The following is a 22,023-nucleotide window of genomic DNA, read 5'->3' on the forward strand; positions in this document are numbered from 1 at the left end:
GCGGGCGCGCTGCCCGCCGCGACCGACCACTGACATGACCACTCCTCAATCCTCTTCCCCGATCCTGCCCGGCGCCTGGCTGGGCATGGTCGGCGGCGGCCAGCTCGGCCGCATGTTCTGCTTCGCCGCGCAATCGATGGGCTATCGCGTCGCGGTGCTCGACCCCGATCCGACCAGCCCCGCCGGCACGGTCGCGGACCGCCACCTGCGCGCCGCGTACGACGACGAGGCCGCGCTCGCCGAACTGGCGGCGCTGTGCGACGCGGTGTCGACCGAGTTCGAGAACGTGCCGGCCGCGAGCCTCGATTTCCTCGCGCGCACGACCTTCGTCGCGCCGGCCGGCCGCTGCGTCGCGGTCGCGCAGGACCGAATCGCGGAGAAGCGCTTCATCGAGGCGTCCGGCGTGCCGGTCGCGCCGCACGTGGTGCTCGAATCGGCCGCGGCGCTCGCCGCGCTCGACGATGCCGCGCTCGACGCGGTGCTGCCGGGCATCCTGAAGACCGCGCGCCTCGGCTACGACGGCAAGGGGCAGGTGCGGGTGCGCACCGCGCAGGAAACGCGCGACGCGCACGCGGCGCTCGGCGGCGTGCCGTGCGTGCTCGAAAAGCGCCTGCCGCTGAAATACGAGGTGTCGGCGCTGATCGCGCGCGGCGCCGACGGCCGCTCGGCCGCGTTCCCGCTCGCGCAGAACGCGCATCACGACGGCATCCTGGCGCTGACGGTCGTGCCCGCGCCGGCGGCGGACGCCGCGCTCGTCGAACAGGCGCAGCAGGCCGCGGTGCGGATTGCCGACACGCTCGGCTACGTCGGCGTGCTGTGCGTCGAATTCTTCGTGCTGGAAGACGGCTCGCTCGTCGCGAACGAGATGGCGCCGCGCCCGCACAACTCCGGCCACTACACGGTCGATGCGTGCGCGACGAGCCAGTTCGAGCAGCAGGTGCGCGCGATGACGCGCATGCCGCTCGGCAACCCGCGCCAGCATTCGCCGGCCGCGATGCTGAACATCCTCGGCGACGTGTGGTTCCCGAACGGCGCCGCCGGCGACGCGGTCACGCCGCCGTGGGACCAAGTCGCGGCGATGCCGGCTTCGCATCTGCACCTGTACGGCAAGGAAGAGGCGCGCGTCGGCCGCAAGATGGGCCACGTGAACTTCACGGCGGCGACGCGCGACGAGGCGCTTGCCGCGGCCACCGCGTGCGCGCAGCTGCTGCGCGTGCCGCTCGACTGAGCGCCGTGCCGATGCCAACCGATCTCCCGACCTCCGTCACGCGCGAGCAGATCGACGCGGCCGCCGCGCTGCTCGATGCGGGGCAGCTCGTCGCGTTCCCGACCGAGACCGTCTACGGGCTCGGCGGCGATGCCGCCAACCCCGACGCGGTCGCGCGGATCTACGCGGCGAAGGGCCGGCCGGCGAACCACCCGGTGATCGTGCACCTGCCGCCGGGCGGCGATCCGGGCTACTGGGTCGACGCGCTGCCGGCCGATGCGCAGGCGCTCATCGACGCGTTCTGGCCGGGCCCGCTGACGCTGATCCTGAAGCGCCATCCGCGCATTCCGGACGCGGTGAGCGGCGGCCAGGACTCGGTCGGCCTGCGCTGCCCGTCGCATCCGGTCGCGCAGGCGCTGCTGGCCGCGTTCAGCGCGCGGCGCGGCGGGCACGGCGGCGTCGCCGCGCCGTCCGCGAACCGGTTCGGGCACGTGAGCCCGACGACCGCGCAGCACGTGCGCGACGAGTTCGGCGATACGGTGCACGTGCTGGACGGCGGGCCGTCGGAAGTCGGCATCGAGTCGACCATCCTCGACCTGTCGCGCGGCTTCCCGGCGCTGCTGCGCCCGGGCCACGTGAGCCCGCAGCAGATCGCCGACGTGCTCGGCCGCGCGCCGCGGCTGCCGGACGGCAGCGACGCCACCGCGCCGCGCGCGTCCGGCACGCTGAAGGCGCATTACGCGCCGCGCACGCCGCTCGCGCTGCTGCCGTTCGATGCGCTCGAGCCGCTGCTCGCGGCCGCGCATGCGGCGGGCGAGCGGGTCGCATTGGTTGCCCGCGCGTCGCGCGCGGGCCGCTGGGCGCAGGCCGCCGACGTCCATTTCGTCGCTGCGCCGGAAGATCCGCAGGCGTATGCGCGCGAGCTGTACGGGATGCTGCGTGCGCTCGATCGCGCGCAGGTCGCGCGGATCCTCGTCGAGAAGCTGCCGGACACCGTCGAGTGGATCGCGGTCAACGATCGCCTGGGCCGCGCGGCGGCCGCGTTCGAGGCGCGGGAGTAGGGCGGTCGCGCGCGCGTCCGGGAACCTGACGTACCGAACAGCGACACGCGACAAAAAAATGCCCGACCGGCGAACCGGTCGGGCATTTTCGTTTGCGGCCGCGAAAGGGCCGCGTGCGCCGCGCTTACTTGCCGACGCCGGTCGCTGCGATCTGCTGCTCGACGAACTGTGCGTAAAGCGCGTGCAGGCGCGTCGACGGATGGACGGAGTCGGCGAACATGAAGGTCTGGTCCGCGTTCGGCGTCGTGTAGGTCTGCGGCGAGCAGAACAGCGACGAACCGAAGGCCGTCGGCACCGGCGCGCCGAACTTCGTTGCGGCCGCCACCATCGCCTTCAGGTTGCACGCGGTGTCGGTGTTCGACACGGTGAAGCCGTTCGCCTGGTAGGCGGCCGCGATGCCGTCCTGCCACGTGAACACGTCGACCAGCTTGTACTTCGTCGTATCGACCTTGAGCGCGGCGAGCGTGCCCGCGAGCGTCTTGTTGAACAGCCCCGACAGTTGCGTGAACACGGCCTGCGTGCCGCCTTGCAGCGCGAGCGGCGTGCCGCCGATGTCCGGCACGTTCGACACGAACACGTGCGTGGCGCCCGCCGCGACGATCTGCTGCACGAGCCCGCCAAGCTGCTGCGCGGCAAGGCCGATCGCCTGCGCGGCCGCGAGCTGGGCGGCCGGCGTATTGCCCTGCGCCTGCGCGACCTGCGCCTGGTAGAAGATGTCGTTCGCGCCGCCGTTGATCAGCACGATCTGGCCGGCGTTGAAGCTGCCGTGCTGCGACAGGTACTGCTTGACCTGGTCGGCGATCGGCGTCGTCGTCGCCTGTGCGAAGTCCGAATTCGGCACGCTTGCGTCCGCGTGGCCGATGCCCGGCTGCAGCGTGACGCGCGAGCCGCCCTGCGCATAGCCGAGGCCGCCCGTCGCCTGCAGCGGGATGCCGAAGCCGCCCTGGTTGGCCGGCTGCAGCGTGTCGCCGTAGTACGTCGCGACGTTCTGCGTCCAGACCTGGCCCGGGTTGGTCGTGAAGCGGCCGCCGCCGAAGCCGAGCAGGATCTGCGAGTAGGTGCCGACGTCGGACAGGCTGTCGCCGAACGAGACGACCTGCATCTTCACGCCTGACGGCGGCGTGCTGGACGCGTTGTTGTCGTCGCCGCCGCCGCCGCATGCGGCGAGCAGCGCGAGCGCGGCGCCGGCGATCGCGACCTGAGCGGTGCGCAGCAGGCGTTGCCGGGCGCGGGACGGTGCGGTGCGTTGTGGTTGCATCGTTGGATCTCCTCGTAGATATGGCCCGATGTCTTGCATCTGCCGCTTGCCCGCTCAGGTTCGGGTCGCGCGGCGGCCGTTGGCTGAAATGGATTCTAGTGTTGTCGGTGCGGGCCCGCGAACAGTGCGGCGCGGGGATCGTCGACGGCGGCGCCGACGATGCGTGCATGATAAGTGCTCGCCCGTTCAGGCGGGCCGAAAACCGCGGGCAGCGTGTCGCGCCAGCCGTAAACGGCGTCCTGCGGACGCTTGCGCGCGAGGTGCCGGGCTTCCCGGCCGATGCAGCGCAGGAAGACGGGCGCCAGTGCGAGCAGCAGCAATTCGACGTCGAATCGCATGGACGTGTCTCCTCCTATCCCCTGCAAGCCATGTGGCCGGGCCTGTGGCCCGATCGATATTGATCAGGGCAACAGCCTACGCAATCGGGTCGCGCTAGGCGAGGGGGCAGCGTAGAGGGTTCCCTCAGAGGACAGGGTTTCTACCGAAGCCGCGCCGTGCGGGGCCGGGCGGTGCGGCCCCGTTTTCCGGAAACGGCTTGCGCGCGGGCCGGGCGGGCGTGCCGGCCCGGCCACGGCTCAGTGCGCGCCTGCGTAGATCCATTCGAGCAGGCTGTCGTGCGCGGCGCGCGCGGCTTCCGCGTGATCGTCGTTGATGAAGCTGACGACGACGTAGCTCGTGCCGTCCGCGCCCGCGACGTAGCCCGCGATCGCCCGCACGTCGCGCAGCGTGCCGGTCTTGATGTGCGCGTTGCCGAGCACGCCCGCGTTGGTGAGCCGGTTCTTCATCGTGCCGTCGATGCCCGCGATCGGCAGTGAATCGATGAATGCCTGCGCGACCGGGCTCGCGTTCGCGGCCTGCAGCAGCGCGGCGAGCGACTGCGCGCTCACGTGCTCGTCGCGCGACAGCCCCGAGCCGTTGTCGAGCGCGAGATCGGGCATCGCGACGCCGTTCTTCTGCAGGAACGTGCGGATCACGCGGCTCGACTGCTCGGGCGTGGCGGGCGGCTTGCCGCTTTCCGCGCCGATCGTCAGGAACAGGTTGCGCGCCATCACGTTGTTGCTGAACTTGTTGATGTCGTAGACGACGCTGCCGAGCACCGGGCTGTGATGCACGGCGACGGGCCGCGCGGTGGCCGGTACCTTGCCCTCGCTGACGGGGCCCGCGATGGTGCCGCCGTCCTGCTGCCACAACGCGAGGAAGCCGCGCGCGAAGAAGGTCGTGTGGTCGAGGATCGCGAGGTTGGTCGTGCGCGCGCCGCAGCGCAGCGGGTAGTCGCCCGCGAACGATGCCGTCAGCATGCCGTCGCCGGCCGTCAGCGTCGGGCGTGCGGCCGACGCCGCCGCGCCGCACGAGCCGCCGCCCTCGTAGAGCTGGTTGTCGATCGACAGGTTCGCGAGCGGCGGCAGCACGTCGACCGCGACCTTGCCGTCGTCGCCCGGCGTCACCGTGAACGAGATGGCCTTGAATGCGTACAGCAGCGGATCGGGGCCGACGTTGTACGGCGCGCTTGCGTCGTCGTCGAACGCCGGCAGGTCGCGCGTCGACGCCGCGAAATAGGTCTTGTCGAGCACGAGGCCGCCGTTCACGCGGCGGATGCCGGCCTTGCGGATCTTCTCGACGAGGTCGATCAGTTCCTCCGGCACGAGCTTCGGATCGCCGGTGCCCTTGATGTACAGGTTGCCCTGCAGCGTGCCGTCCGGGTCGACCGGGCCGTCCGCGTACGCGCTCGTGCGCCAGCGGAAGTCGGGGCCGAGGATCGACAGGCCCGAGAAGGTCGTCACGAGCTTCATCGTCGACGCCGGCAGCATCGGACGGCTCGCGTTCCATGCGATCAGCGGCTCCGGGTCGCCGACCCGCTCGACCACCACGCTCATCGCCGACGCGGGCACCTTCGCGCGCTGCAGCGCGACGAGCACGGCCGGCGGCAGCCCGGCCGCGCGCGCGGCGGCGGATACGGCGGGCGGCTTGTGCGCCGGCTTGAGCGCTTTCTTGCGGGCCTGCGCGGGCGGCGCGAAGGCGAGGGCGGTGCAGGCGGAGAGGACGGCGGCGGCGCGCAGGCAGAGGCGGGCGCGGGGCGCGAACCGGGCGGCGAGGACGGAAATCGGCATGGGCGAAGACGGGAAAACGGATGCGGGGGCGGCGCGCGCGGCGCCAAAGCGCACATTGTAGAGACAAGTGCGCGCAGGTCCGACGAAACCGCGCATCGGCAGGCCGTTCGCGCGGGCCGCCGGGCCGCACGCGCGATTCGCGGCGCTACAATGGTCGGCATGTTTCACTCGTCCCACGGATGCCGACCCAGATGCGGATATTGCTAGTCGAAGACGACCGGATGATCGCCGAGGGCGTGCGCAAGGCGCTGCGCTCGGACGGCTTCGCGGTCGACTGGGTGCAGGACGGCGAGGCGGCGCTCACCGCGCTCGGCGGCGAGGCGTACGACCTGCTGCTGCTCGACCTGGGCCTGCCCAAGCGCGACGGCATCGACGTGCTGCGCACGCTGCGCGCGCGCGGGCTGTCGCTGCCGGTGCTGATCGTCACCGCGCGCGACGCGGTGGCCGACCGCGTGAAGGGGCTCGACGCGGGCGCCGACGATTATCTGGTCAAGCCGTTCGATCTCGACGAGCTCGGCGCGCGGATGCGCGCGCTGATCCGCCGCCAGTCCGGGCGCAGCGAGTCGCTGATCCGCCACGGCGGGCTGACGCTCGACCCGGCGTCGCACCAGGTGACGCTCGACGGCGCGCCGGTCGCGCTGTCGGCGCGCGAGTTCGCGCTGCTCGAGGCGCTGCTCGCGCGGCCGGGCGCGGTGCTGTCGAAGAGCCAGCTCGAGGAGAAGATGTACGGCTGGGGCGAGGAAATCGGCAGCAACACCGTCGAGGTCTATATCCACGCACTGCGCAAGAAGCTCGGCTCGGACCTGATCCGCAACGTGCGCGGGCTCGGCTACATGGTCGTCAAGGAAAGCTGACGCGTGAGGTCGATTCGTCATCAATTGCTGATCTGGCTGCTGGCGATCGTCGTCGCCGGCGTGGGCGTCGCGGGCTGGCTGATCTACCGGCAGGCGCTCGCGGAGGCGAACGAGCTGTTCGACTACCAGCTGCAGGAGATTGCCGCGGCGCTGCCGTCCGAGCCGTTCTCGCAGGTGTTCGGCTCGCGCACCAACGGCGACGAAGGCATCGTGATCCAGATCTGGAACCGCAACGGCGTGCTGATGTACTTCTCGCATCCGCGCGCGCCGATCGCGCCGCGCGCCGAGCTCGGCTTCTCGACCGAGCGCACCGACCGCGGCGAATGGCGCGTGTACGGCGCGATCGTCGGCGACAACGTCGTGCAGCTCGCGCAGCCGCTGTCGGTGCGCAACCGGCTCGCGGCGAACGTCGCGCTGCGCACGCTGTGGCCGCTGATCGTGCTGCTGCCGTTCCTCGGCGCGGCCGTGTGGATGATCGTCGGGCGCGGGCTCGCGCCGCTGCGGCGCGTGACGCGCGCGGTCGAGGCACGCCGGCCGGAGGCGCTCGACCCGCTGGCCGATTCGCCGTTGCCGCTCGAGGTGCAGCCGCTCGTGCACGCGCTGAACGGGTTGCTCGCGCGGCTGTCGGCCGCGCTCGACACGCAGAAGGCGTTCGTCGCCGACGCCGCGCACGAACTGCGCACGCCGCTCGCGGCCGTGCAGATCCAGGCGCAGCTCGTCGCGCGCGCGAAGGACGATGCGTCGCGCCGCGAGGCGCTCGTCGACCTGCAGGACGGCGTGACGCGCGCGACGCGCCTCGCCGAGCAACTGCTCGCGCTCGCGCGCGCGGAACCGGACGGTGGCACGGTGCGCGAGCCGCTCGACCTGCAGGCACTGCTTGCCGAATGCGTGGCCGCGCACGCGCCGCTCGCGCAGCGGCGCCATATCGATCTCGGTTTCGAGGAGTGCCGGCCCGCGCGGGTCGTCGCCGACGTCGCCGCGCTGCGCGTGATGTTCGGCAACCTGCTCGACAACGCGGTCAAGTACACGCCCGACGGCGGCCGCATCGACGTGTCGCTGACGCGCGACGCGGCCGGCCGCGCGTGCGTGCAGATCGGCGACAGCGGGCCGGGCATCCCGGCCGACGAGCGCGAGCGCGTGTTCGACCGCTTCTATCGCGACAGCTCCGCGCGGGCGCGCACCGACGTGTCGGGCAGCGGGCTCGGGCTCGCGATCGTCAAGCGCGTCGCCACGCAGCAGGGCGCGACGGTGTCGCTCGGCGACGCGGCGGCGGGCGGCCTGCTCGTCAGCGTCGTGTTCCGCGACGCCGACGTGCCGGCGGAGGCGCCGGCGGCCGTCTGACGCCGGCCGTTCGAGCGCTTCTAGCCCCGCTCGAGGCTGATTAAGCCTCCTTTAAGGCAGCGCCGTTACGCTGCGTCGTAACAATGAGGAGGTCCTACGATGAACACCCGAATCCTGACGCGTGGCGCCATTGCCGTCGCGGTGGCGGCCGCGCTGTCCGCCGGCTACGTCGCGGGCACCCGGCACGCCGATCCGCAGATCATCACGCCCGCGCAGGCAGCCGCGCTGATGCCGGCCGAAGCGGCCGCGAAGACCGGCATCCCCGATTTCTCCGGGCTGGTGGAAACCTACGGCCCGGCGGTCGTGAACATCAGCGCGAAGCACGTCGTGAAGCAGGTGGCGTCGCGGCGCGGGCCGCAGCCGCAGCTGCCGATGGATCCGAGCGACCCGTTCTACCAGTTCTTCAAGCACTTCTACGGCCAGATGCCCGGCATGGGCGGCAACGCGCAGCCCGACGACCAGCCGAGCGCGAGCCTCGGCTCCGGTTTCATCATCAGCCAGGACGGCTATATCCTGACGAATGCGCACGTGATCGACGGCGCGAACGTCGTCACCGTCAAGCTGACCGACAAGCGCGAATACAAGGCGAAGGTGGTCGGCGCGGACAAGCAGTCCGACGTCGCCGTGCTGAAGATCGACGCGGGCGGGCTGCCGACGGTGAAGATCGGCGATCCGGCGCAGAGCAAGGTCGGCCAGTGGGTGGTCGCGATCGGCTCGCCGTACGGCTTCGACAACACGGTGACGTCCGGCATCATCAGCGCGAAGTCGCGCGCGCTGCCCGACGAGAACTACACGCCGTTCATCCAGACCGACGTGCCGGTCAACCCCGGCAACTCGGGCGGCCCGCTGTTCAACCTGAAGGGCGAGGTGATCGGCATCAACTCGATGATCTATTCGCAGACGGGCGGCTTCCAGGGCCTGTCGTTCGCGATCCCGATCAACGAGGCGATCAAGGTCAAGGACGAGCTCGTGAAGACGGGCCACGTGAGCCGCGGGCGCCTGGGCGTCGCGGTGCAGGGCATGAACCAGACGCTCGCGAGCTCGTTCGGCCTGCAGAAGCCGGACGGCGCGCTCGTCAGCTCGGTCGATCCGAACGGCCCGGCCGCGAAGGCGGGCCTGCAGCCGGGCGACGTGATCCTGGCCGTCAACGGCGTGCCGGTCGCCGATTCGACCGCGCTGCCGGCGCAGATCGCGAGCCTGAAGCCCGGCTCGAAGGCCGATCTGCAGGTGTGGCGCGACAAGTCGAAGAAGACGATCAGCGTGACGCTCGGCTCGCTGGCCGACACCAAGCTCGCAGCGAACGAAGGCGGCCCGGTCGAGCAGGGACGGCTCGGCGTCGCGGTGCGGCCGCTGTCGCCGCAGGAGCGCAACGCGGCGCAGCTGTCGCACGGGCTGATCGTGCAGCAGGCGGGCGGCCCCGCCGCGTCGGCGGGCATCCAGCCGGGCGACGTGATCCTCGCGGTGAACGGCCGGCCGGTGACGAGCGCCGAACAGCTGCGCGACGCGGTGAAGAATGCGGGCAACAGCCTGGCGCTGCTGATTCAGCGCGACAATGCACAGATCTTCGTGCCGGTCGACCTGAGCTGATCGGGGCCCGCGCCCGCGCGAGCCCGCCCTGGCCGGGCGCGGCGGCCCGGCCGCCTGCGCTGCCGTGGTGCCCGGCATCCCTTCCGACTCAAAGGAGAGTGCCATGCAATATCCACGCAGAGTGTCCCGATTCGCGATCGCCGCGGCGCTGGCCGCGGGCCTCGCGGCCGGCGCAAGCGGCGCGTACGCGCAGTCGGATGGCTTGCCGGCCCCGCGCCAGCAAGGCGACGTCAGCTTCGTGTCCGGCGGCGTCGGGCAGGACGAATCGACGGCGTTCCAGCGCAACGAGGCGGCCTGGCCGCTCGCGTTGCGCTTCACCGGCGCGGGCGGCGAATTCCTCGCCGACGTCCACGTGCGGATTACCGACGAGAAAGGCGCCGAGGTGCTGAAGACCGACGCGCGCGGGCCGTACATGCTCGTGAAACTGCCGCCGGGCCGTTACACGGTGCTGGCGTCGTACCAGGGCAAGGACCAGACGCGCAGCGTGACGATCACCGCGAAGGGCGGCGTCAAACAGGCGTTCACGTGGGCCGCGAAATGACCGGCCATGTGCGGTTTTGGCGACGGACGCACAATTCGTGCGACTTTCGCCGATAATGAAAGCCACGGCATCCGCGCCGTGGCTTTTTTGCTTCTTGTGCGAACCCCGGTCAGCCTGCCGGAACGTCCGTTGGGGAGAACGATGTCTGATGCAGCCGATCCTCGCCTCGAAATCGTGCCGAACCGTCACCGCGTGCGTGTGATCCATCAGGGGATTACGTATGCGGATTCGCTCGGCGCGCTGACCGTGCGCGAGGCGGGCCTGCCCGACGTCCACTATCTGCCTCGCACCGACGTCAACATGCACCGGCTCGTGCGGTCGAGCCTCACGACGGTCTGCGGGCTCAAGGGGCATGCGAGCTATTTTGATTTGCAGACCGAAGACGGCGTGATCGAGAACGCCGCATGGAGTTACGAGGAACCGAAGGAGGCGGCGCTGGCGCTCGCGCGCTATGTCGCCTTCGATGCCGCCAGGGTCGACGGTCTCGTCGAGACGTCCTGAGCCGGCAAGTGTTCATCGGGGAGGCATCATGGAACTGAACGACGCACTTCGCATTCCGCTTGCGCCGTCGGTGGTCCGGGAGTCGCTGGAGGACATCGCGCTGCTGCGCGCGAGCTTCGACCATTGCGAATCGTTCGTCGAGCTGGCGCGCGGCGAGTACGCGCTGACGCTGACGGTGCCGCTCGGCCCGCTGCGCGCGCGTTACGACGTGCGGGCGCACGTCGCGGGCGAGCAGGGCGACGCGCAAGGGCTGCCGCGCCGGATCCTGAACTTCAAGGCGCGGGCCGACGGCCTCGGCGCGCTGCGCGGCCAGATCGATATCGTGCTGTATCCGGAAGCGGAGGACGCGGGCGCCACCCGCGTCGAGTACGTGGTGTGGGCGACGGCGACCGGGCCGCTCGCCGAACTGCCGGCGCGGCAGATCGAGAACGCGCTGCACGAGTGGGCCGACGATTTCTTCAGCGAGTTCTGCGCGGTCGTGCAGGCGAAGCACGGCCTCGCGCCGAACCTCGCGCGCACGAGCCCGCAGCGGCGCCAGCACGTGTTCCTGCGTCCCGCGTCGCTGGCGGCCACCGCCAAGCGGCCGCCTTTGCAGCATCTCGGCAACGCGCTGACCGGCCGGGCAGCCAGCGCGCTGCCGCACCGTGCATCGGGCACGGTGCCCGTCTGGGCGTGGGCGGCGATGATCCTGTTCGTCGCGATGCTGCTCTACGCGGCGCGCTGGTTCAACGGCTGAGTCAACGCTGAGCACGAACCGGCCCGGCCGCCGCCCGCGCGGCGGCCGTCAGCGCCGCGCGTCGGGCGGCGTTCCGCGAAATTCCCGTCGATAGGCCGACGGCGACGTGCCGAGCGCGCTCGCGAAATGCTGGCGCAGCGACACGCTCGAGCCGTAGCCGGCCGCTTGCGCGATCGCGTCGATCGAGTGTCCCGTGGTTTCCAGCAGGTGCTGCGCGCGCGCAAGCCGTTCGGCCTGCAGCCAGGCGGTGACGGTCGTGCCGGTCGCGTGGCGGAAGTGGCGCGTAAACGTGCGCCGGCTCATCAGCACGCGCGCCGCGAGCGAATCGACGCTGTGCGCGGTATCCAGGTGCGCGCGCACCCAGTCGAGGAGGCCCGCGAGCCGCGCGTCGCGCGGGTGCGCGGCGACGGGCTGCGGCACGTATTGCGCCTGTCCGCCCTGGCGGTGCGGCGGAATCACGAGGCGCCGCGCGATCTGGTTCGCCGCTTCCGTGCCGAAACGCCGGCGCACCACGTGCAGGCAGCAGTCGAGCCCGGCGGCGGTGCCGGCCGACGTCATCAGGTTGCCGTCATCCACGTAGAGCACGTCGGGATCGAGCTTCACGCGCGGAAAGCGCTGCGCGAAGTCGTCCGCCCACGCCCAGTGCGTGGTGGCCGGGCGGCCGTCGAGCAGGCCCGCGGCCGCGAGCACGTACGCGCCGAGGCACAGCCCGACCAGCAGCGCGCCGCGTTCGGCGGCGGCGCGCACCGCGTCGAGCAGCACCGCCGGCGGGGTTTCGGCCGGGTCGCGCCAGCTCGGGACGATGACGATCTGTGCGTCGTCGAGCGCGTCGAGGCCGAGCGGCGCCGAGATCGTGAAGCCGCCCGTCGTCGCGAGCGGGCCCCGATCCGCCGAGCACACGCGGAAATCGAACGCGGGCGTGTCGGCCGCGTCGCGTTCGCGGCCGAACACGACGGACGGCACCGACAGGTGGAACGGACTAATGCCGTCGAACGCGATCGCGGCGACGACGGTGGGCGAGGCGTCAGCGGCCATGGCAGTCTCCGGAGCGGGATGGCCTGATTCTATCGAAGAATGGCAATCGGGCCACTGTCGCGGCTGGCGGCGCGGCTCGACAATGCATCGCATCGCGCTGCCGACCGCCCCGCGCCGGGGCGGGGTGGCGCGTCCGGACCTGGAGAACGCCATGACGAAACCCGCTTCCCGCCGCGCGCTGATCGTGATCGACGTGCAGAACGAATACGTGACGGGCGACCTGCCGATCGAATACCCGAGCGTCGACGCGTCGCTCGCGAACATCGGCCGTGCGATCGATGCCGCGCATGCGGCCGGCGTGCCGGTGATCGTCGTCCAGCACGTCGCGCCGGCCGGCGCGCCGATCTTCGCGCCCGGCACCGACGGCGTCGCGCTGCATCCGGTAGTCGCGTCGCGGCCGTACGCGCACCGCATCGAGAAGGCGCACGCGAGCGCGTTCGCGGGCACCGATCTCGCCGCGTGGCTCGACGCGCACGGCATCGACACGCTCGCGGTGGCCGGCTACATGACCCACAACTGCAATGCGTCGACGGTGTACCACGCCGCGCACGCGGGCCTGGGCGTCGAGTACCTGGAGGATGCGACGGGCGCGGTGCCGTACGAGAACGCGGCCGGCGCGGCGAGCGCCGAGGAGATCCATCGTGCGTTCACGGTCGTGTTCCAGTCGAACTTCGCGGCCGTGATGTCGACCGATGCGTGGATCGCAGGGCTGGCGGGCGGCGCGATGCCGGCGCGCGATTCGGTGTCCGGGTCGAACCGGCGGGCGCGCGCGCGTCGCGCCGAGGCGGCCTGAGCGGGGGCGGGTTCGTTCGCCGGGCGCGGCCGGCGGCCGGTGGCAGAGCGGGGCCGCGAGCCGGCTCTACTCTATATGGAGCCGGCAATCCGCCGCCGGCAGGCTGCATCAATCCTCGTCCTTCAGCATCGCCGGGCTGTAGCGCAGCATGTCGAAACAGCCGTCGACGAGTTTTTCCGCGTGCCGCTCCGCATCGATCTCGTCGGGCAGCATCAGCATGTCGCGCACGAAGCCGCTTACGAGCGTATGCAGCATCAGCGTCGCGCGCCAGGTATCGAGCCGCTCGGGCAGCAGCTTCAGCCTGACGGCCATCGCGAGATCGCCTTCTATCGCGTGCAGCGCCTCGCTCATGCCGGCGCGATTGCGCTGCAGCAGCGGCTCCATGTCCGCGACGTACTCGCACTTCATGAACAGGATGCTGAACACGCGGCGCAGCTGCGAATCGCGCTGGACCCCGAGCAGGCACCAGATCAGGATCTTGCGGACCTTGTCGAGCGGGTTGCTGCCTGGCGCGTCGCTCGGCATCGTCTTCAGCTCGTCGATCGGCAGGAAGACGCGGTCGAACATCGCGTCGAACAGTTCGGCCTTGTTCGCGAAGTGCCAGTAGATCGCGCCGCGCGTCACGCCGGCGTGCTGGGCGATGTCCGCGAGCGACGTGTGCGATACGCCTTTCTCGAAGAATACGTGTTCGGCGGCGTCGAGGATGCTGTTGCGCGTGGCAAGGGCTTCCTCCTTGGTGCGTCTGACCATATGCAGGCCTGGGGTGATCGATCGGTGGGCGGGATAATAAGGTTCGCACCCTCGCTCCGGAAGTCCAAAACCGGATATGCTTGCGATTCGTAACAATCCGTAATACCGATTCGTGGGATGGGCTGAGAGGGCTTTTTACATACATTCGTGAATGTATATACAATAGCACCCTACGATCGAATGGCCAAAGGGGCAATCAGTTAATATCCCAGCTGCTGATTCCCGCCAAAGTACCAGGCCGCAGTTCGCGGCGTCTCGTCGGCACTGTGGTCTCGTGCCGCTTGCTGTATCCAGCAGTCCAGTAATTCAGGTGTTCGATCTGCGCCGCGAGGCGCATCCGTGTTGCGCTCGGGTCGGGTGCAGCACTCATTCCATTGGTTATACACAGAGGTCGCTCCATGCGCGTCGAACGGGTTCCATACCGCCTAATCACTGTCGCGACGGCCGCCGTTTTCCTGGCCGCGTGCGGGAAAAAAGAATCGGCACCGCCGCCGCAAACGCCGGAAGTCGGCGTCGTCACCGTCCAGCCGCAAAACGTCGCGGTGTTCACCGAGTTGCCGGGCCGCACCAACGCATTCCTCGTCGCGCAGGTGCGCGCGCGGGTCGACGGCATCGTGCTGCGCCGTGAATTCACCGAAGGCAGCGACGTCAAGGCCGGCCAGCGCCTCTACAAGATCGATCCGGCGCCGTACATCGCGCAGCTGAACAGCGCGAAGGCGACGCTCGCGAAGGCGCAGGCGAACCTCGCGACGCAGAACGCACTCGTCTCGCGCTACAAGGTGCTCGTTGGCGCGAACGCGATCAGCAAGCAGGACTACGACAACGCGGTGGCCGCGCAAGGGCAGGCCGCCGCCGACGTCGCGGCCGGCAAGGCCGCGGTCGACTCCGCGCAGATCAACCTCGGCTACACGGACGTCGTGTCGCCGATCACGGGCCGCGTCGGCATCTCGCAGGTCACGCCGGGCGCCTACGTGCAGGCGAGCCAGGCGACGCTGATGTCGACCGTGCAGCAGCTCGACCCGGTGTACGTGGACCTCACGCAATCGAGCCTCGACGGGCTGAAGCTGCGCCAGGACGTGCAGAGCGGCAAGCTGAAGACGAGCGGCCCGGGCGCGGCGAAGGTGTCGCTGATCCTGGAAGACGGCAAGACGTATTCGGAGCCGGGCAAGCTGCAGTTCTCGGACGTGACGGTGGACCAGGCGACGGGCTCGGTGACGATCCGCGCGATCTTCCCGAACAAGGACCGCGTGCTGCTGCCGGGGATGTTCGTGCGCGCGCGCATCGAGGAAGGCGTGAACGAGAACGCGTTCCTGGTGCCGCAGATCGGCGTCACGCATGACCAGAAGGGCCAGGCGGTCGCGCTGGTGGTCGGCGCGGACAACAAGGTCGCGCCGCACCAGCTGACGACGGCGGGCATGCAGGGCCAGGACTGGGTCGTCGAAGGCGGCCTGCAGGCGGGCGACCGCGTGATCGTGCAAGGCATCGACAAGGTGCGCCCGGGCGCGACCGTGAAGGCCGTGCCGGCGACGCTCGCGCAAGCGCCGGGCGCCGCTTCGGGCGCTGCCGCAACCGCCGCGCCGGCTGCCGCGGGTTCGTCCGCCGCCGCATCGGGTGCAGCCGCATCGGGTGCAGCGGCTTCGAGCGCCGCCGCGTCGAGCGCGCAATAACAGGGAGCCTGTTTCATGGCAAAGTTTTTTATCGATCGCCCGATCTTCGCGTGGGTGATCGCCATCATCCTGATGCTGGCCGGGGTCGCGGCGATCTTCACGCTGCCGATCTCGCAGTATCCGACGATCGCCCCGCCATCGATCCAGATCACCGCGAACTATCCGGGCGCTTCCGCGAAGACGGTGGAAGACACGGTGACGCAGGTGATCGAGCAGCAGATGAGCGGTCTCGACAACTTCCTGTACATGTCGTCGACGAGTGACGACTCGGGCACCGCGACGATCACGCTGACGTTCGCGCCGGGCACCAACGCCGATATCGCGCAGGTGCAGGTGCAGAACAAGCTGTCGCTCGCGACGCCGATCCTGCCGCAGGTCGTGCAGCAGCTCGGCCTGTCGGTGACGAAGTCGAGCAGCAGCTTCCTGCTGGTGCTCGCCTTCACGTCCGAAGACGGCAGCATGAACCGCTACGACCTCGCGAACTACGTCGCGTCGCACGTGAAGGATCCGATCAGCCGTCTCAACGGCGTCGGCACCGTCACGCTGTTCGGCTCGCAGTACGCGATGCGGATCTGGCTCGATCCGAACCGCCTGACCAACTACGGCCTCACGCCGGTCGACGTGACGAGCGCGATCAGCTCGCAGAACGTGCAGGTCGCGGGCGGCCAGCTCGGCGGCACGCCGGCGAAGCCGGGCACCATGCTGCAGGCGACGATCACCGAGGCGACGCTGCTGCGCACGCCGGAGGAGTTCGGCAACATCCTGCTGAAGGTCAACCAGGACGGTTCGCAGGTGCGCCTGAAGGATGTCGGGCACGTCGCGCTCGGCGCGGAAAACTACAACTTCGACACCAAGTACAACGGCAAGCCGAGCGCGGCGCTGGGCATCCAGCTCGCGACCAACGCGAACGCGCTCGCGACGGCGAAGGCGGTGCGCCAGCAGGTGGACACGCTGTCGAAGTACTTCCCGCACGGCCTGTCGGTGGCGTATCCGTATGACACGACGCCGTTCGTGAAGCTGTCGATCGAGGAAGTGGTCAAGACGCTGCTGGAAGGCATCGTGCTCGTGTTCCTCGTGATGTACCTGTTCCTGCAGAACCTGCGGGCGACGATCATCCCGACGATCGCAGTGCCGGTGGTGCTGCTCGGCACGTTCGCGATCATGTCGATGGTGGGCTTCTCGATCAACACGCTGTCGATGTTCGGCCTCGTGCTCGCGATCGGCCTGCTGGTGGACGATGCGATCGTGGTGGTGGAGAACGTCGAGCGGGTGATGGCGGAAGAGGGGCTGTCGCCGAAGGAAGCAACCCGCAAGGCGATGGGCCAGATCACCGGCGCGCTGGTGGGCGTGGCGCTCGTGCTGTCGGCGGTGTTCGTGCCGGTGGCGTTCTCGGGCGGCTCGGTGGGCGCGATCTATCGCCAGTTCTCGCTGACGATCGTGTCGGCGATGGTGCTGTCGGTGCTCGTCGCGTTGATTCTGACGCCGGCGCTGTGCGCGACGATCCTCAAGCCGATTCCGCAGGGTCACCACGAAGAGAAGAAGGGCTTCTTCGGCTGGTTCAACCGCACGTTCAACCAGAGCCGCGACAAGTACCACGTCGGCGTGCACCACGTGATCAAGCGCTCGGGCCGCTGGCTCATCATCTACCTGGTCGTGATCGTCGCGGTCGGCCTGCTGTTCGTGCGCCTGCCGAAGTCGTTCCTGCCGGATGAAGACCAGGGCCTGATGTTCGTGATCGTGCAGACGCCGTCCGGCTCGACGCAGGAAACCACCGCGAAGACGCTCGCGAACATTTCCGACTACCTGCTGAAGGACGAGAAGGATATCGTCGAATCCGCGTTTACGGTCAACGGCTTCAGCTTCGCGGGCCGCGGCCAGAACTCGGGCCTCGTGTTCGTCAGGCTGAAGGACTATGCGAAGCGTCAGCACGCGAACCAGAAGGTCCAGGCGCTGATCGGCCGGATGTTCGGGCGCTATGCGGGTTACAAGGACGCGCTCGTGATTCCGTTCAACCCGCCGTCGATTCCGGAACTCGGCACCGCCGCCGGCTTCGACTTCGAGCTGACGGACAACGCGGGGGTCGGCCACGACGCGCTGATGGCCGCGCGCAACCAGCTGCTCGGGATGGCCTCGAAGGATCCGACGCTGCAGGGCGTGCGTCCGAACGGCCTGAACGATACGCCGCAGTACAAGGTGAACATCGACCGCGAGAAGGCGAATGCGCTCGGCGTCACCGCGTCGGCGATCGACCAGACGTTCTCGATCGCGTGGGCATCGCAGTACGTGAACAACTTCCTCGACACCGACGGCCGGATCAAGAAGGTCTACGTGCAGTCCGATGCGCCGTTCCGGATGACGCCGGAAGACCTGAACATCTGGTACGTGCGCAACGGCTCGGGCGGGATGGTGCCGTTCAGCGCGTTCGCGACCGGTCACTGGACGTATGGTTCGCCGAAGCTCGAGCGTTACAACGGCATCTCGGCGATGGAAATCCAGGGCCAGGCCGCACCGGGCAAGTCGACCGGCCAGGCGATGGCGGCGATGGAAGCGCTCGCGAAGAAGCTGCCGGACGGCGTCGGCTATTCGTGGACGGGGCTGTCGTACCAGGAAATCCAGTCGGGTTCGCAGGCGCCGATCCTGTACGCGATCTCGATCCTCGTCGTGTTCCTGTGTCTCGCGGCACTGTATGAAAGCTGGTCGATCCCGTTCTCGGTGATCATGGTCGTGCCGCTCGGCGTGATCGGCGCACTGCTCGCGGCGACGATGCGCGGTCTGGAAAACGACGTGTTCTTCCAGGTCGGCCTGCTGACCACCGTGGGCTTGTCGGCGAAGAACGCGATCCTGATCGTCGAGTTCGCGCGCGAACTGCAGCAGACGGAGAAGATGGGGCCGATCGAGGCCGCGCTGGAAGCGGCGCGCCTGCGGCTGCGTCCGATCCTGATGACGTCGCTCGCGTTCATTCTCGGCGTGATGCCGCTCGCGATCAGCAACGGCGCGGGTTCGGCGAGCCAGCACGCGATCGGCACGGGCGTGATCGGCGGGATGATCACCGCGACGTTCCTCGCGATCTTCATGATCCCGATGTTCTTCGTGAAGATCCGCGCGATCTTCAGCGGCGAGAAGGAAGACGTCGACGAGGCGCTGCGTCTTGCGCAGGACCACATGCACGAGGCGGAGAAGGGCAGCCACGGCGACGACGAGAAGAAGGGGCAGTGATGATGCAAAAACATGCTTTGACTGCAATCGCGGTCGCGCTTTTCGCCACGGGCTGCACGATGGCGCCGCACTACAAGCGGCCCGATGCGCCCGTCGCGCAGGCGTTCCCGTCCGGTGGCGTCTATGCGACGCAGCCGGCCGCGACGGCCGGCGCGCGCAGCGCGAACGGCCAGGCGGCGACCGACATCGGCTGGCGCGAATTCTTCGTCGATCCGCGCCTGCAGCGGCTGATCGACATCGCGTTGAAGAACAACCGCGACCTGCGCGTGTCGGTGCTGAACATCGAGGCGGCGCGCGCGCAGTACCAGATCACGCGCGCGGACCTGTTCCCGAAGCTCGACGCGGTGGGCACCGGCAACCGCACACGCACGCCGAACGGGCTCACGGCGATCCCGGGGCGCAACATCTCGACGACGTACAACGTCGGGCTGCAGGCGCAGTGGGAGCTCGACCTGTTCGGCCGGATCCAGAGCCTGAAGGACCAGGCGCTCGCGAAGTACCTCGCGACCGCGCAGGCGCGCAAGGCGACGGAGATCCTGCTGGTGTCGCAGGTCGCGGACCAGTACCTGACGGTGCTGTCGACCGACGACCTGCTGAAGGTGACGGAAGACACGCTGAAATCCGCGCAGGCGTCGTACGACCTGACGAAGCTGAAGTTCGACAACGGCACCGGCTCGGAGCTCGACCTGCGCCAGGCGCAGACGATCGTCGAAACGGCGCTGGCGAACCAGCAGGCGCAGGCGCGTGCCCGCGCGCAGGCCTTGAACGCGCTGGTGCTGCTGATCGGCCAGCCGCTGCCGGACGACCTGCCGCCGGGCCTGCCGCTCGACGCGCAGAACTTCCTGACCGACATTCCAGCCGGTTTGCCGTCGGACTTGCTCACACGCCGTCCGGACATCATGGAAGCGGAGCAGAACCTGCTCGCGGCCAACGCGAACATCGGCGCGGCGCGCGCGGCATTCTTCCCGAAGATCTCGCTGACGGGCGCGTTCGGCACCGCGAGCCCGACGCTGGGCGGGCTGTTCAAGGCCGGCACGGCGGCGTGGTCGTTCGCGCCGCAGATCACGATGCCGATCTTCGAGGGCGGCGCGAACCTCGCCAACCTCGATCTCGCGAACGTGCAGAAGCGCATCGAGATCGCGAACTACGAGAAGGCGATCCAGTCGGCGTTCCGCGAGGTGTCGGATGGCCTGGCCGCACGCGGCACGTACGACCAGCAGATCGCCGCGCTGCAGCGCAACGAGCACGCGCAGCAGCGTCGCTACGACCTGTCGGACCTGCGTTACAAGAACGGCGTGGACAGCTACCTGTCGGTGCTGACCGCGCAGACGGACCTGTACGCGGCGCAACAGTCGCTGATCAGCGCGCGGCTCGCACGGTGGACGAACCTCGTCGACCTGTACCGCTCGCTGGGCGGCGGCTGGATCCAGCGGGCCGGCGAGACGCCGCGTCCGGCCGATCAGGCGGTCGACTACGACAAGGCGGCCGCGCCGGCGCCGGCATCGACGGCGGCCAACGGGTAACCTCCCGCGGCAGGCAGCCAAGGGTGGCCGCTGCGGAGGGTCACCCGGTCGTCAGCGCATACGACAACGCCACGGATGAAAATCCGTGGCGTTTCCATTTGCGGCGATCGATTCGCGCGGCCGCCGCGCCATGAAAAACGCCACGGCGGTGCCGTGGCGTCTGGCGGCCGGACGATGCGCCGCGGTTCGCGGCGCGTCCGTGCATCAATGCAGGTCGGCCGGCCGTCCGTCGAAGTCGTGCCCGGCGCGGCGGATGTCGCACTTCGCCTCCTTCTCGCCCTTCACGCCGTTGAATACGATGTTCAGGACAACCGCCGATACCGACGCGAGCAGGATGCCGCTGTGCAGGATCGGTGCGAGCGCGCCCGGCAGCTTCGAGAAGAAGTGCGGCGACACGACCGGCACGAGGCCCATGCCGATGCTCACGGCGACGATGAACAGGTTGTGGTGGTTGTTCACGAAGTCGACCTTCGACAGCACCTTCACGCCGTTCGCGGCGACCATCCCGAACATCACGATCCCCGCGCCGCCGAGCACGAACGGCGGCACCGACGCGACGACCTGCGCCATCTTCGGGAACAGCCCGAGCAGCACCAGGATCACGCCGCCCGTCGCGCAGACGAAGCGGCTCTTCACGCCCGTCACGCCGATCAGGCCGACGTTCTGCGAGAACGACGTATGCGGGAACGAGTTGAAGATGCCGCCGATCAGCGTGCCGAGGCCGTCGACGCGCAGGCCGCGCACGAGGCGATCCTGGTCGACCGGCCGGTCGACCATGTCGCCGACCGCGAGGAACATCCCGGTCGATTCGATGAAGGTGACGAACATCACCGTGACCATCGTCGCGATCGACAGCGGGTCGAAGTGCGGCCAGCCGAAATGGAACGGCATCACGATCCCGACCCACGGCGCGACGGATACGCCGTCCGTGTTCACGCGGCCGATCGCGAACGCGATCGCGAAGCCCGCGACGATGCCGAGCAGCACCGAGATGTTCGCGATGAAGCCGCGGCCGTACTTGTTGATCAGCAGGATCAGCGTGAGCACCAGCAGCGACAGCCCGAGGTAGACGGGGCTGCCGTATTCCGGGTTGCCGACGCCGCCCGCGGCCCAGTTGATCCCGACCTCCATCAGCGACAGGCCGATCACCGAGATCACCGTGCCGACGACGACGGGCGGGAAGAATCTCAGCAGCTTGCCGATCGTCGGCGCGAGCACGATGCCGATGATGCCGGCCGCGATCGTCGAGCCGAAGATGTCGAGGATGCCGAGGCCGGGGTTCGTGCCGATCGCGATCATCGGGCCGACCGCGGCGAACGTGCAGCCCATGATGACCGGCAGGCGGATGCCGAAGATCCACAGGCCGAGCGTCTGGATCAGCGTGGCGATGCCGCAGGAAAACAGATCGGCGCTGATCAGGAACGCGATCTGGTCTTTCGGCAGCTTGAGCGCGCCGCCGACGATGAGCGGCACGGCGACCGCGCCGGCGTACATGACGAGAACGTGCTGCAGTCCGAGCGTAACGAGCTTGCCGGCCGGCAACACCTCATCGCACGGATGGGCCGTGTTCGATTGCATCTGTCTCACTCCATGATCTTGTATTCGGGGTGGTACGAAGTTATGCGGAATGCAAAACCGCAACAAGAGCACTGGGTTCTATTCCGTTCTTTGCTGGTTCGATATGCCAATTCGGCATGGTGCGGGATGTCGTGCATCGGGAATCGCCGTGGGAGTGAGGTTTCCCGGTTTTATAGCCATCCAAAATAGCGCTGGCGCCCCTGTCAAATATCGGCCGCTTTATGGTGTGTATCGCTGATGCGGAATAATGGCCATTTCGACTTGCGA

Annotated in this window: 17 protein-coding genes and 1 pseudogene; 12 read left to right on the forward strand and 6 right to left on the reverse strand. The window is 69.1% G+C overall.

Translation table 11 applies throughout. The features are described from left to right. The first annotated feature begins 34 nt into the window (after nt 1-34). Complete coding sequence (locus tag ABFO07_RS05395; protein WP_347468506.1) at nt 35-1,228, forward strand: 5-(carboxyamino)imidazole ribonucleotide synthase; 1,194 nt, start codon at nt 35-37, stop codon at nt 1,226-1,228. Nucleotides 1,229-1,239: 11 nt separating this feature from the next. Next, nucleotides 1,240-2,268 (forward strand): L-threonylcarbamoyladenylate synthase, encoded by a 1,029-nt coding sequence (locus ABFO07_RS05400; protein ID WP_059958434.1) that lies wholly within the window; start codon nt 1,240-1,242, stop codon nt 2,266-2,268. Nucleotides 2,269-2,392: 124 nt separating this feature from the next. Here the strand turns inward: ABFO07_RS05400 and ABFO07_RS05405 are convergent, their stop codons facing one another. From ABFO07_RS05405 to dacB, 3 genes and pseudogenes are all read right to left on the reverse strand, one after another. Continuing rightward, entirely contained in the window at nt 2,393-3,526 is a 1,134-nt protein-coding gene (locus ABFO07_RS05405; RefSeq protein WP_060014555.1) for an SGNH/GDSL hydrolase family protein, read from the reverse strand. 209 nt (nt 3,527-3,735) lie between these two features. Further along, nucleotides 3,736-3,864: pseudogene (locus ABFO07_RS05410) on the reverse strand (sterol desaturase family protein); the annotation flags it as partial. Between the two features lie 237 nt (nt 3,865-4,101). Continuing rightward, complete coding sequence (dacB, locus tag ABFO07_RS05415) at nt 4,102-5,634, reverse strand: D-alanyl-D-alanine carboxypeptidase/D-alanyl-D-alanine endopeptidase (protein ID WP_060160453.1); 1,533 nt, start codon at nt 5,632-5,634, stop codon at nt 4,102-4,104. Nucleotides 5,635-5,825: 191 nt separating this feature from the next. Between dacB and ABFO07_RS05420 the strand changes: the two genes are divergently transcribed. The 6 genes from ABFO07_RS05420 to ABFO07_RS05445 all read left to right on the forward strand — a co-directional run bounded on the left by ABFO07_RS05420 (nt 5,826) and on the right by ABFO07_RS05445 (nt 11,194). Continuing rightward, the gene (locus ABFO07_RS05420; RefSeq protein ID WP_059557338.1) at nt 5,826-6,488 is read left to right on the forward strand and encodes a response regulator; all 663 of its coding nucleotides are present in this window, start codon (nt 5,826-5,828) and stop codon (nt 6,486-6,488) included. Nucleotides 6,489-6,491: 3 nt separating this feature from the next. Then, entirely contained in the window at nt 6,492-7,829 is a 1,338-nt protein-coding gene (locus ABFO07_RS05425; RefSeq protein WP_059557186.1) for an ATP-binding protein, read from the forward strand. A gap of 99 nt (nt 7,830-7,928) precedes the next feature. After that, nucleotides 7,929-9,416 carry a DegQ family serine endoprotease gene (locus ABFO07_RS05430; RefSeq protein WP_059802135.1) on the forward strand — a complete coding sequence of 496 codons (1,488 nt, stop codon included), beginning with the start codon at nt 7,929-7,931 and terminating at the stop codon, nt 9,414-9,416. Nucleotides 9,417-9,519: 103 nt separating this feature from the next. Continuing rightward, nucleotides 9,520-9,957 (forward strand): carboxypeptidase-like regulatory domain-containing protein, encoded by a 438-nt coding sequence (locus tag ABFO07_RS05435; RefSeq protein ID WP_059557190.1) that lies wholly within the window; start codon nt 9,520-9,522, stop codon nt 9,955-9,957. A gap of 141 nt (nt 9,958-10,098) precedes the next feature. After that, the gene (locus ABFO07_RS05440) at nt 10,099-10,458 is read left to right on the forward strand and encodes a DUF427 domain-containing protein (RefSeq protein WP_059802131.1); all 360 of its coding nucleotides are present in this window, start codon (nt 10,099-10,101) and stop codon (nt 10,456-10,458) included. Between the two features lie 28 nt (nt 10,459-10,486). After that, on the forward strand, nt 10,487-11,194 hold the full coding sequence (locus ABFO07_RS05445) for a CoxG family protein (protein ID WP_059802128.1): 708 nt from the start codon (nt 10,487-10,489) through the stop codon (nt 11,192-11,194). A gap of 48 nt (nt 11,195-11,242) precedes the next feature. On the opposite strand, the gene ABFO07_RS05450 is transcribed toward ABFO07_RS05445, so the two are convergent. Then, nucleotides 11,243-12,229, reverse strand: coding sequence for a helix-turn-helix domain-containing protein (locus ABFO07_RS05450; protein ID WP_059802126.1), 987 nt, complete (start codon nt 12,227-12,229; stop codon nt 11,243-11,245). Between the two features lie 151 nt (nt 12,230-12,380). Between ABFO07_RS05450 and ABFO07_RS05455 the strand changes: the two genes are divergently transcribed. Then, a complete protein-coding gene (locus ABFO07_RS05455) occupies nt 12,381-13,022 on the forward strand; it encodes a cysteine hydrolase family protein (protein WP_124480811.1) in 642 nt (213 codons plus the stop codon). 108 nt (nt 13,023-13,130) lie between these two features. Here ABFO07_RS05455 and ABFO07_RS05460 read toward each other — a convergent pair whose 3' ends face one another. Beyond that, entirely contained in the window at nt 13,131-13,772 is a 642-nt protein-coding gene (locus ABFO07_RS05460; protein ID WP_059557200.1) for a TetR family transcriptional regulator, read from the reverse strand. Between the two features lie 398 nt (nt 13,773-14,170). Between ABFO07_RS05460 and ABFO07_RS05465 the strand changes: the two genes are divergently transcribed. Genes ABFO07_RS05465 through ABFO07_RS05475 form a run of 3 tightly spaced genes read left to right on the forward strand, consistent with a single transcriptional unit; the run spans nt 14,171 to nt 20,178 of the window. Beyond that, entirely contained in the window at nt 14,171-15,439 is a 1,269-nt protein-coding gene (locus ABFO07_RS05465) for an efflux RND transporter periplasmic adaptor subunit (protein WP_347468511.1), read from the forward strand. 15 nt (nt 15,440-15,454) lie between these two features. After that, on the forward strand, nt 15,455-18,655 hold the full coding sequence (locus tag ABFO07_RS05470) for an efflux RND transporter permease subunit (protein ID WP_059557204.1): 3,201 nt from the start codon (nt 15,455-15,457) through the stop codon (nt 18,653-18,655). Beyond that, nucleotides 18,655-20,178 (forward strand): efflux transporter outer membrane subunit, encoded by a 1,524-nt coding sequence (locus ABFO07_RS05475; RefSeq protein WP_059802117.1) that lies wholly within the window; start codon nt 18,655-18,657, stop codon nt 20,176-20,178. Before ABFO07_RS05470 ends, ABFO07_RS05475 begins: the two co-directional genes overlap by 1 nt. A gap of 204 nt (nt 20,179-20,382) precedes the next feature. Here the strand turns inward: ABFO07_RS05475 and ABFO07_RS05480 are convergent, their stop codons facing one another. Continuing rightward, complete coding sequence (locus tag ABFO07_RS05480) at nt 20,383-21,756, reverse strand: nucleobase:cation symporter-2 family protein (RefSeq protein ID WP_347468513.1); 1,374 nt, start codon at nt 21,754-21,756, stop codon at nt 20,383-20,385. Nucleotides 21,757-22,023 lie beyond the last annotated feature (267 nt).

Source organism: Burkholderia stagnalis, assembly GCF_039848545.1.
Lineage (GTDB): Bacteria > Pseudomonadota > Gammaproteobacteria > Burkholderiales > Burkholderiaceae > Burkholderia > Burkholderia stagnalis.

What these genes read in the sequence shown, in the direction of transcription:
- ABFO07_RS05395 (WP_347468506.1), top strand. Translation starts at nt 35, where the DNA reads ATGACCACTCCTCAATCCTCTTCCCCGATCCTGCCCGGCGCCTGGCTG.
- ABFO07_RS05400 (WP_059958434.1), top strand. Translation starts at nt 1,240, where the DNA reads ATGCCAACCGATCTCCCGACCTCCGTCACGCGCGAGCAGATCGACGCG.
- ABFO07_RS05405 (WP_060014555.1), bottom strand. Translation starts at nt 3,526, where the DNA reads ATGCAACCACAACGCACCGCACCGTCCCGCGCCCGGCAACGCCTGCTG.
- dacB (WP_060160453.1), bottom strand. Translation starts at nt 5,634, where the DNA reads ATGCCGATTTCCGTCCTCGCCGCCCGGTTCGCGCCCCGCGCCCGCCTC.
- ABFO07_RS05420 (WP_059557338.1), top strand. Translation starts at nt 5,826, where the DNA reads ATGCGGATATTGCTAGTCGAAGACGACCGGATGATCGCCGAGGGCGTG.
- ABFO07_RS05430 (WP_059802135.1), top strand. Translation starts at nt 7,929, where the DNA reads ATGAACACCCGAATCCTGACGCGTGGCGCCATTGCCGTCGCGGTGGCG.
- ABFO07_RS05435 (WP_059557190.1), top strand. Translation starts at nt 9,520, where the DNA reads ATGCAATATCCACGCAGAGTGTCCCGATTCGCGATCGCCGCGGCGCTG.
- ABFO07_RS05440 (WP_059802131.1), top strand. Translation starts at nt 10,099, where the DNA reads ATGTCTGATGCAGCCGATCCTCGCCTCGAAATCGTGCCGAACCGTCAC.
- ABFO07_RS05445 (WP_059802128.1), top strand. Translation starts at nt 10,487, where the DNA reads ATGGAACTGAACGACGCACTTCGCATTCCGCTTGCGCCGTCGGTGGTC.
- ABFO07_RS05450 (WP_059802126.1), bottom strand. Translation starts at nt 12,229, where the DNA reads ATGGCCGCTGACGCCTCGCCCACCGTCGTCGCCGCGATCGCGTTCGAC.
- ABFO07_RS05455 (WP_124480811.1), top strand. Translation starts at nt 12,381, where the DNA reads ATGACGAAACCCGCTTCCCGCCGCGCGCTGATCGTGATCGACGTGCAG.
- ABFO07_RS05460 (WP_059557200.1), bottom strand. Translation starts at nt 13,772, where the DNA reads ATGGTCAGACGCACCAAGGAGGAAGCCCTTGCCACGCGCAACAGCATC.
- ABFO07_RS05465 (WP_347468511.1), top strand. Translation starts at nt 14,171, where the DNA reads ATGCGCGTCGAACGGGTTCCATACCGCCTAATCACTGTCGCGACGGCC.
- ABFO07_RS05470 (WP_059557204.1), top strand. Translation starts at nt 15,455, where the DNA reads ATGGCAAAGTTTTTTATCGATCGCCCGATCTTCGCGTGGGTGATCGCC.
- ABFO07_RS05475 (WP_059802117.1), top strand. Translation starts at nt 18,655, where the DNA reads ATGATGCAAAAACATGCTTTGACTGCAATCGCGGTCGCGCTTTTCGCC.
- ABFO07_RS05480 (WP_347468513.1), bottom strand. Translation starts at nt 21,756, where the DNA reads ATGCAATCGAACACGGCCCATCCGTGCGATGAGGTGTTGCCGGCCGGC.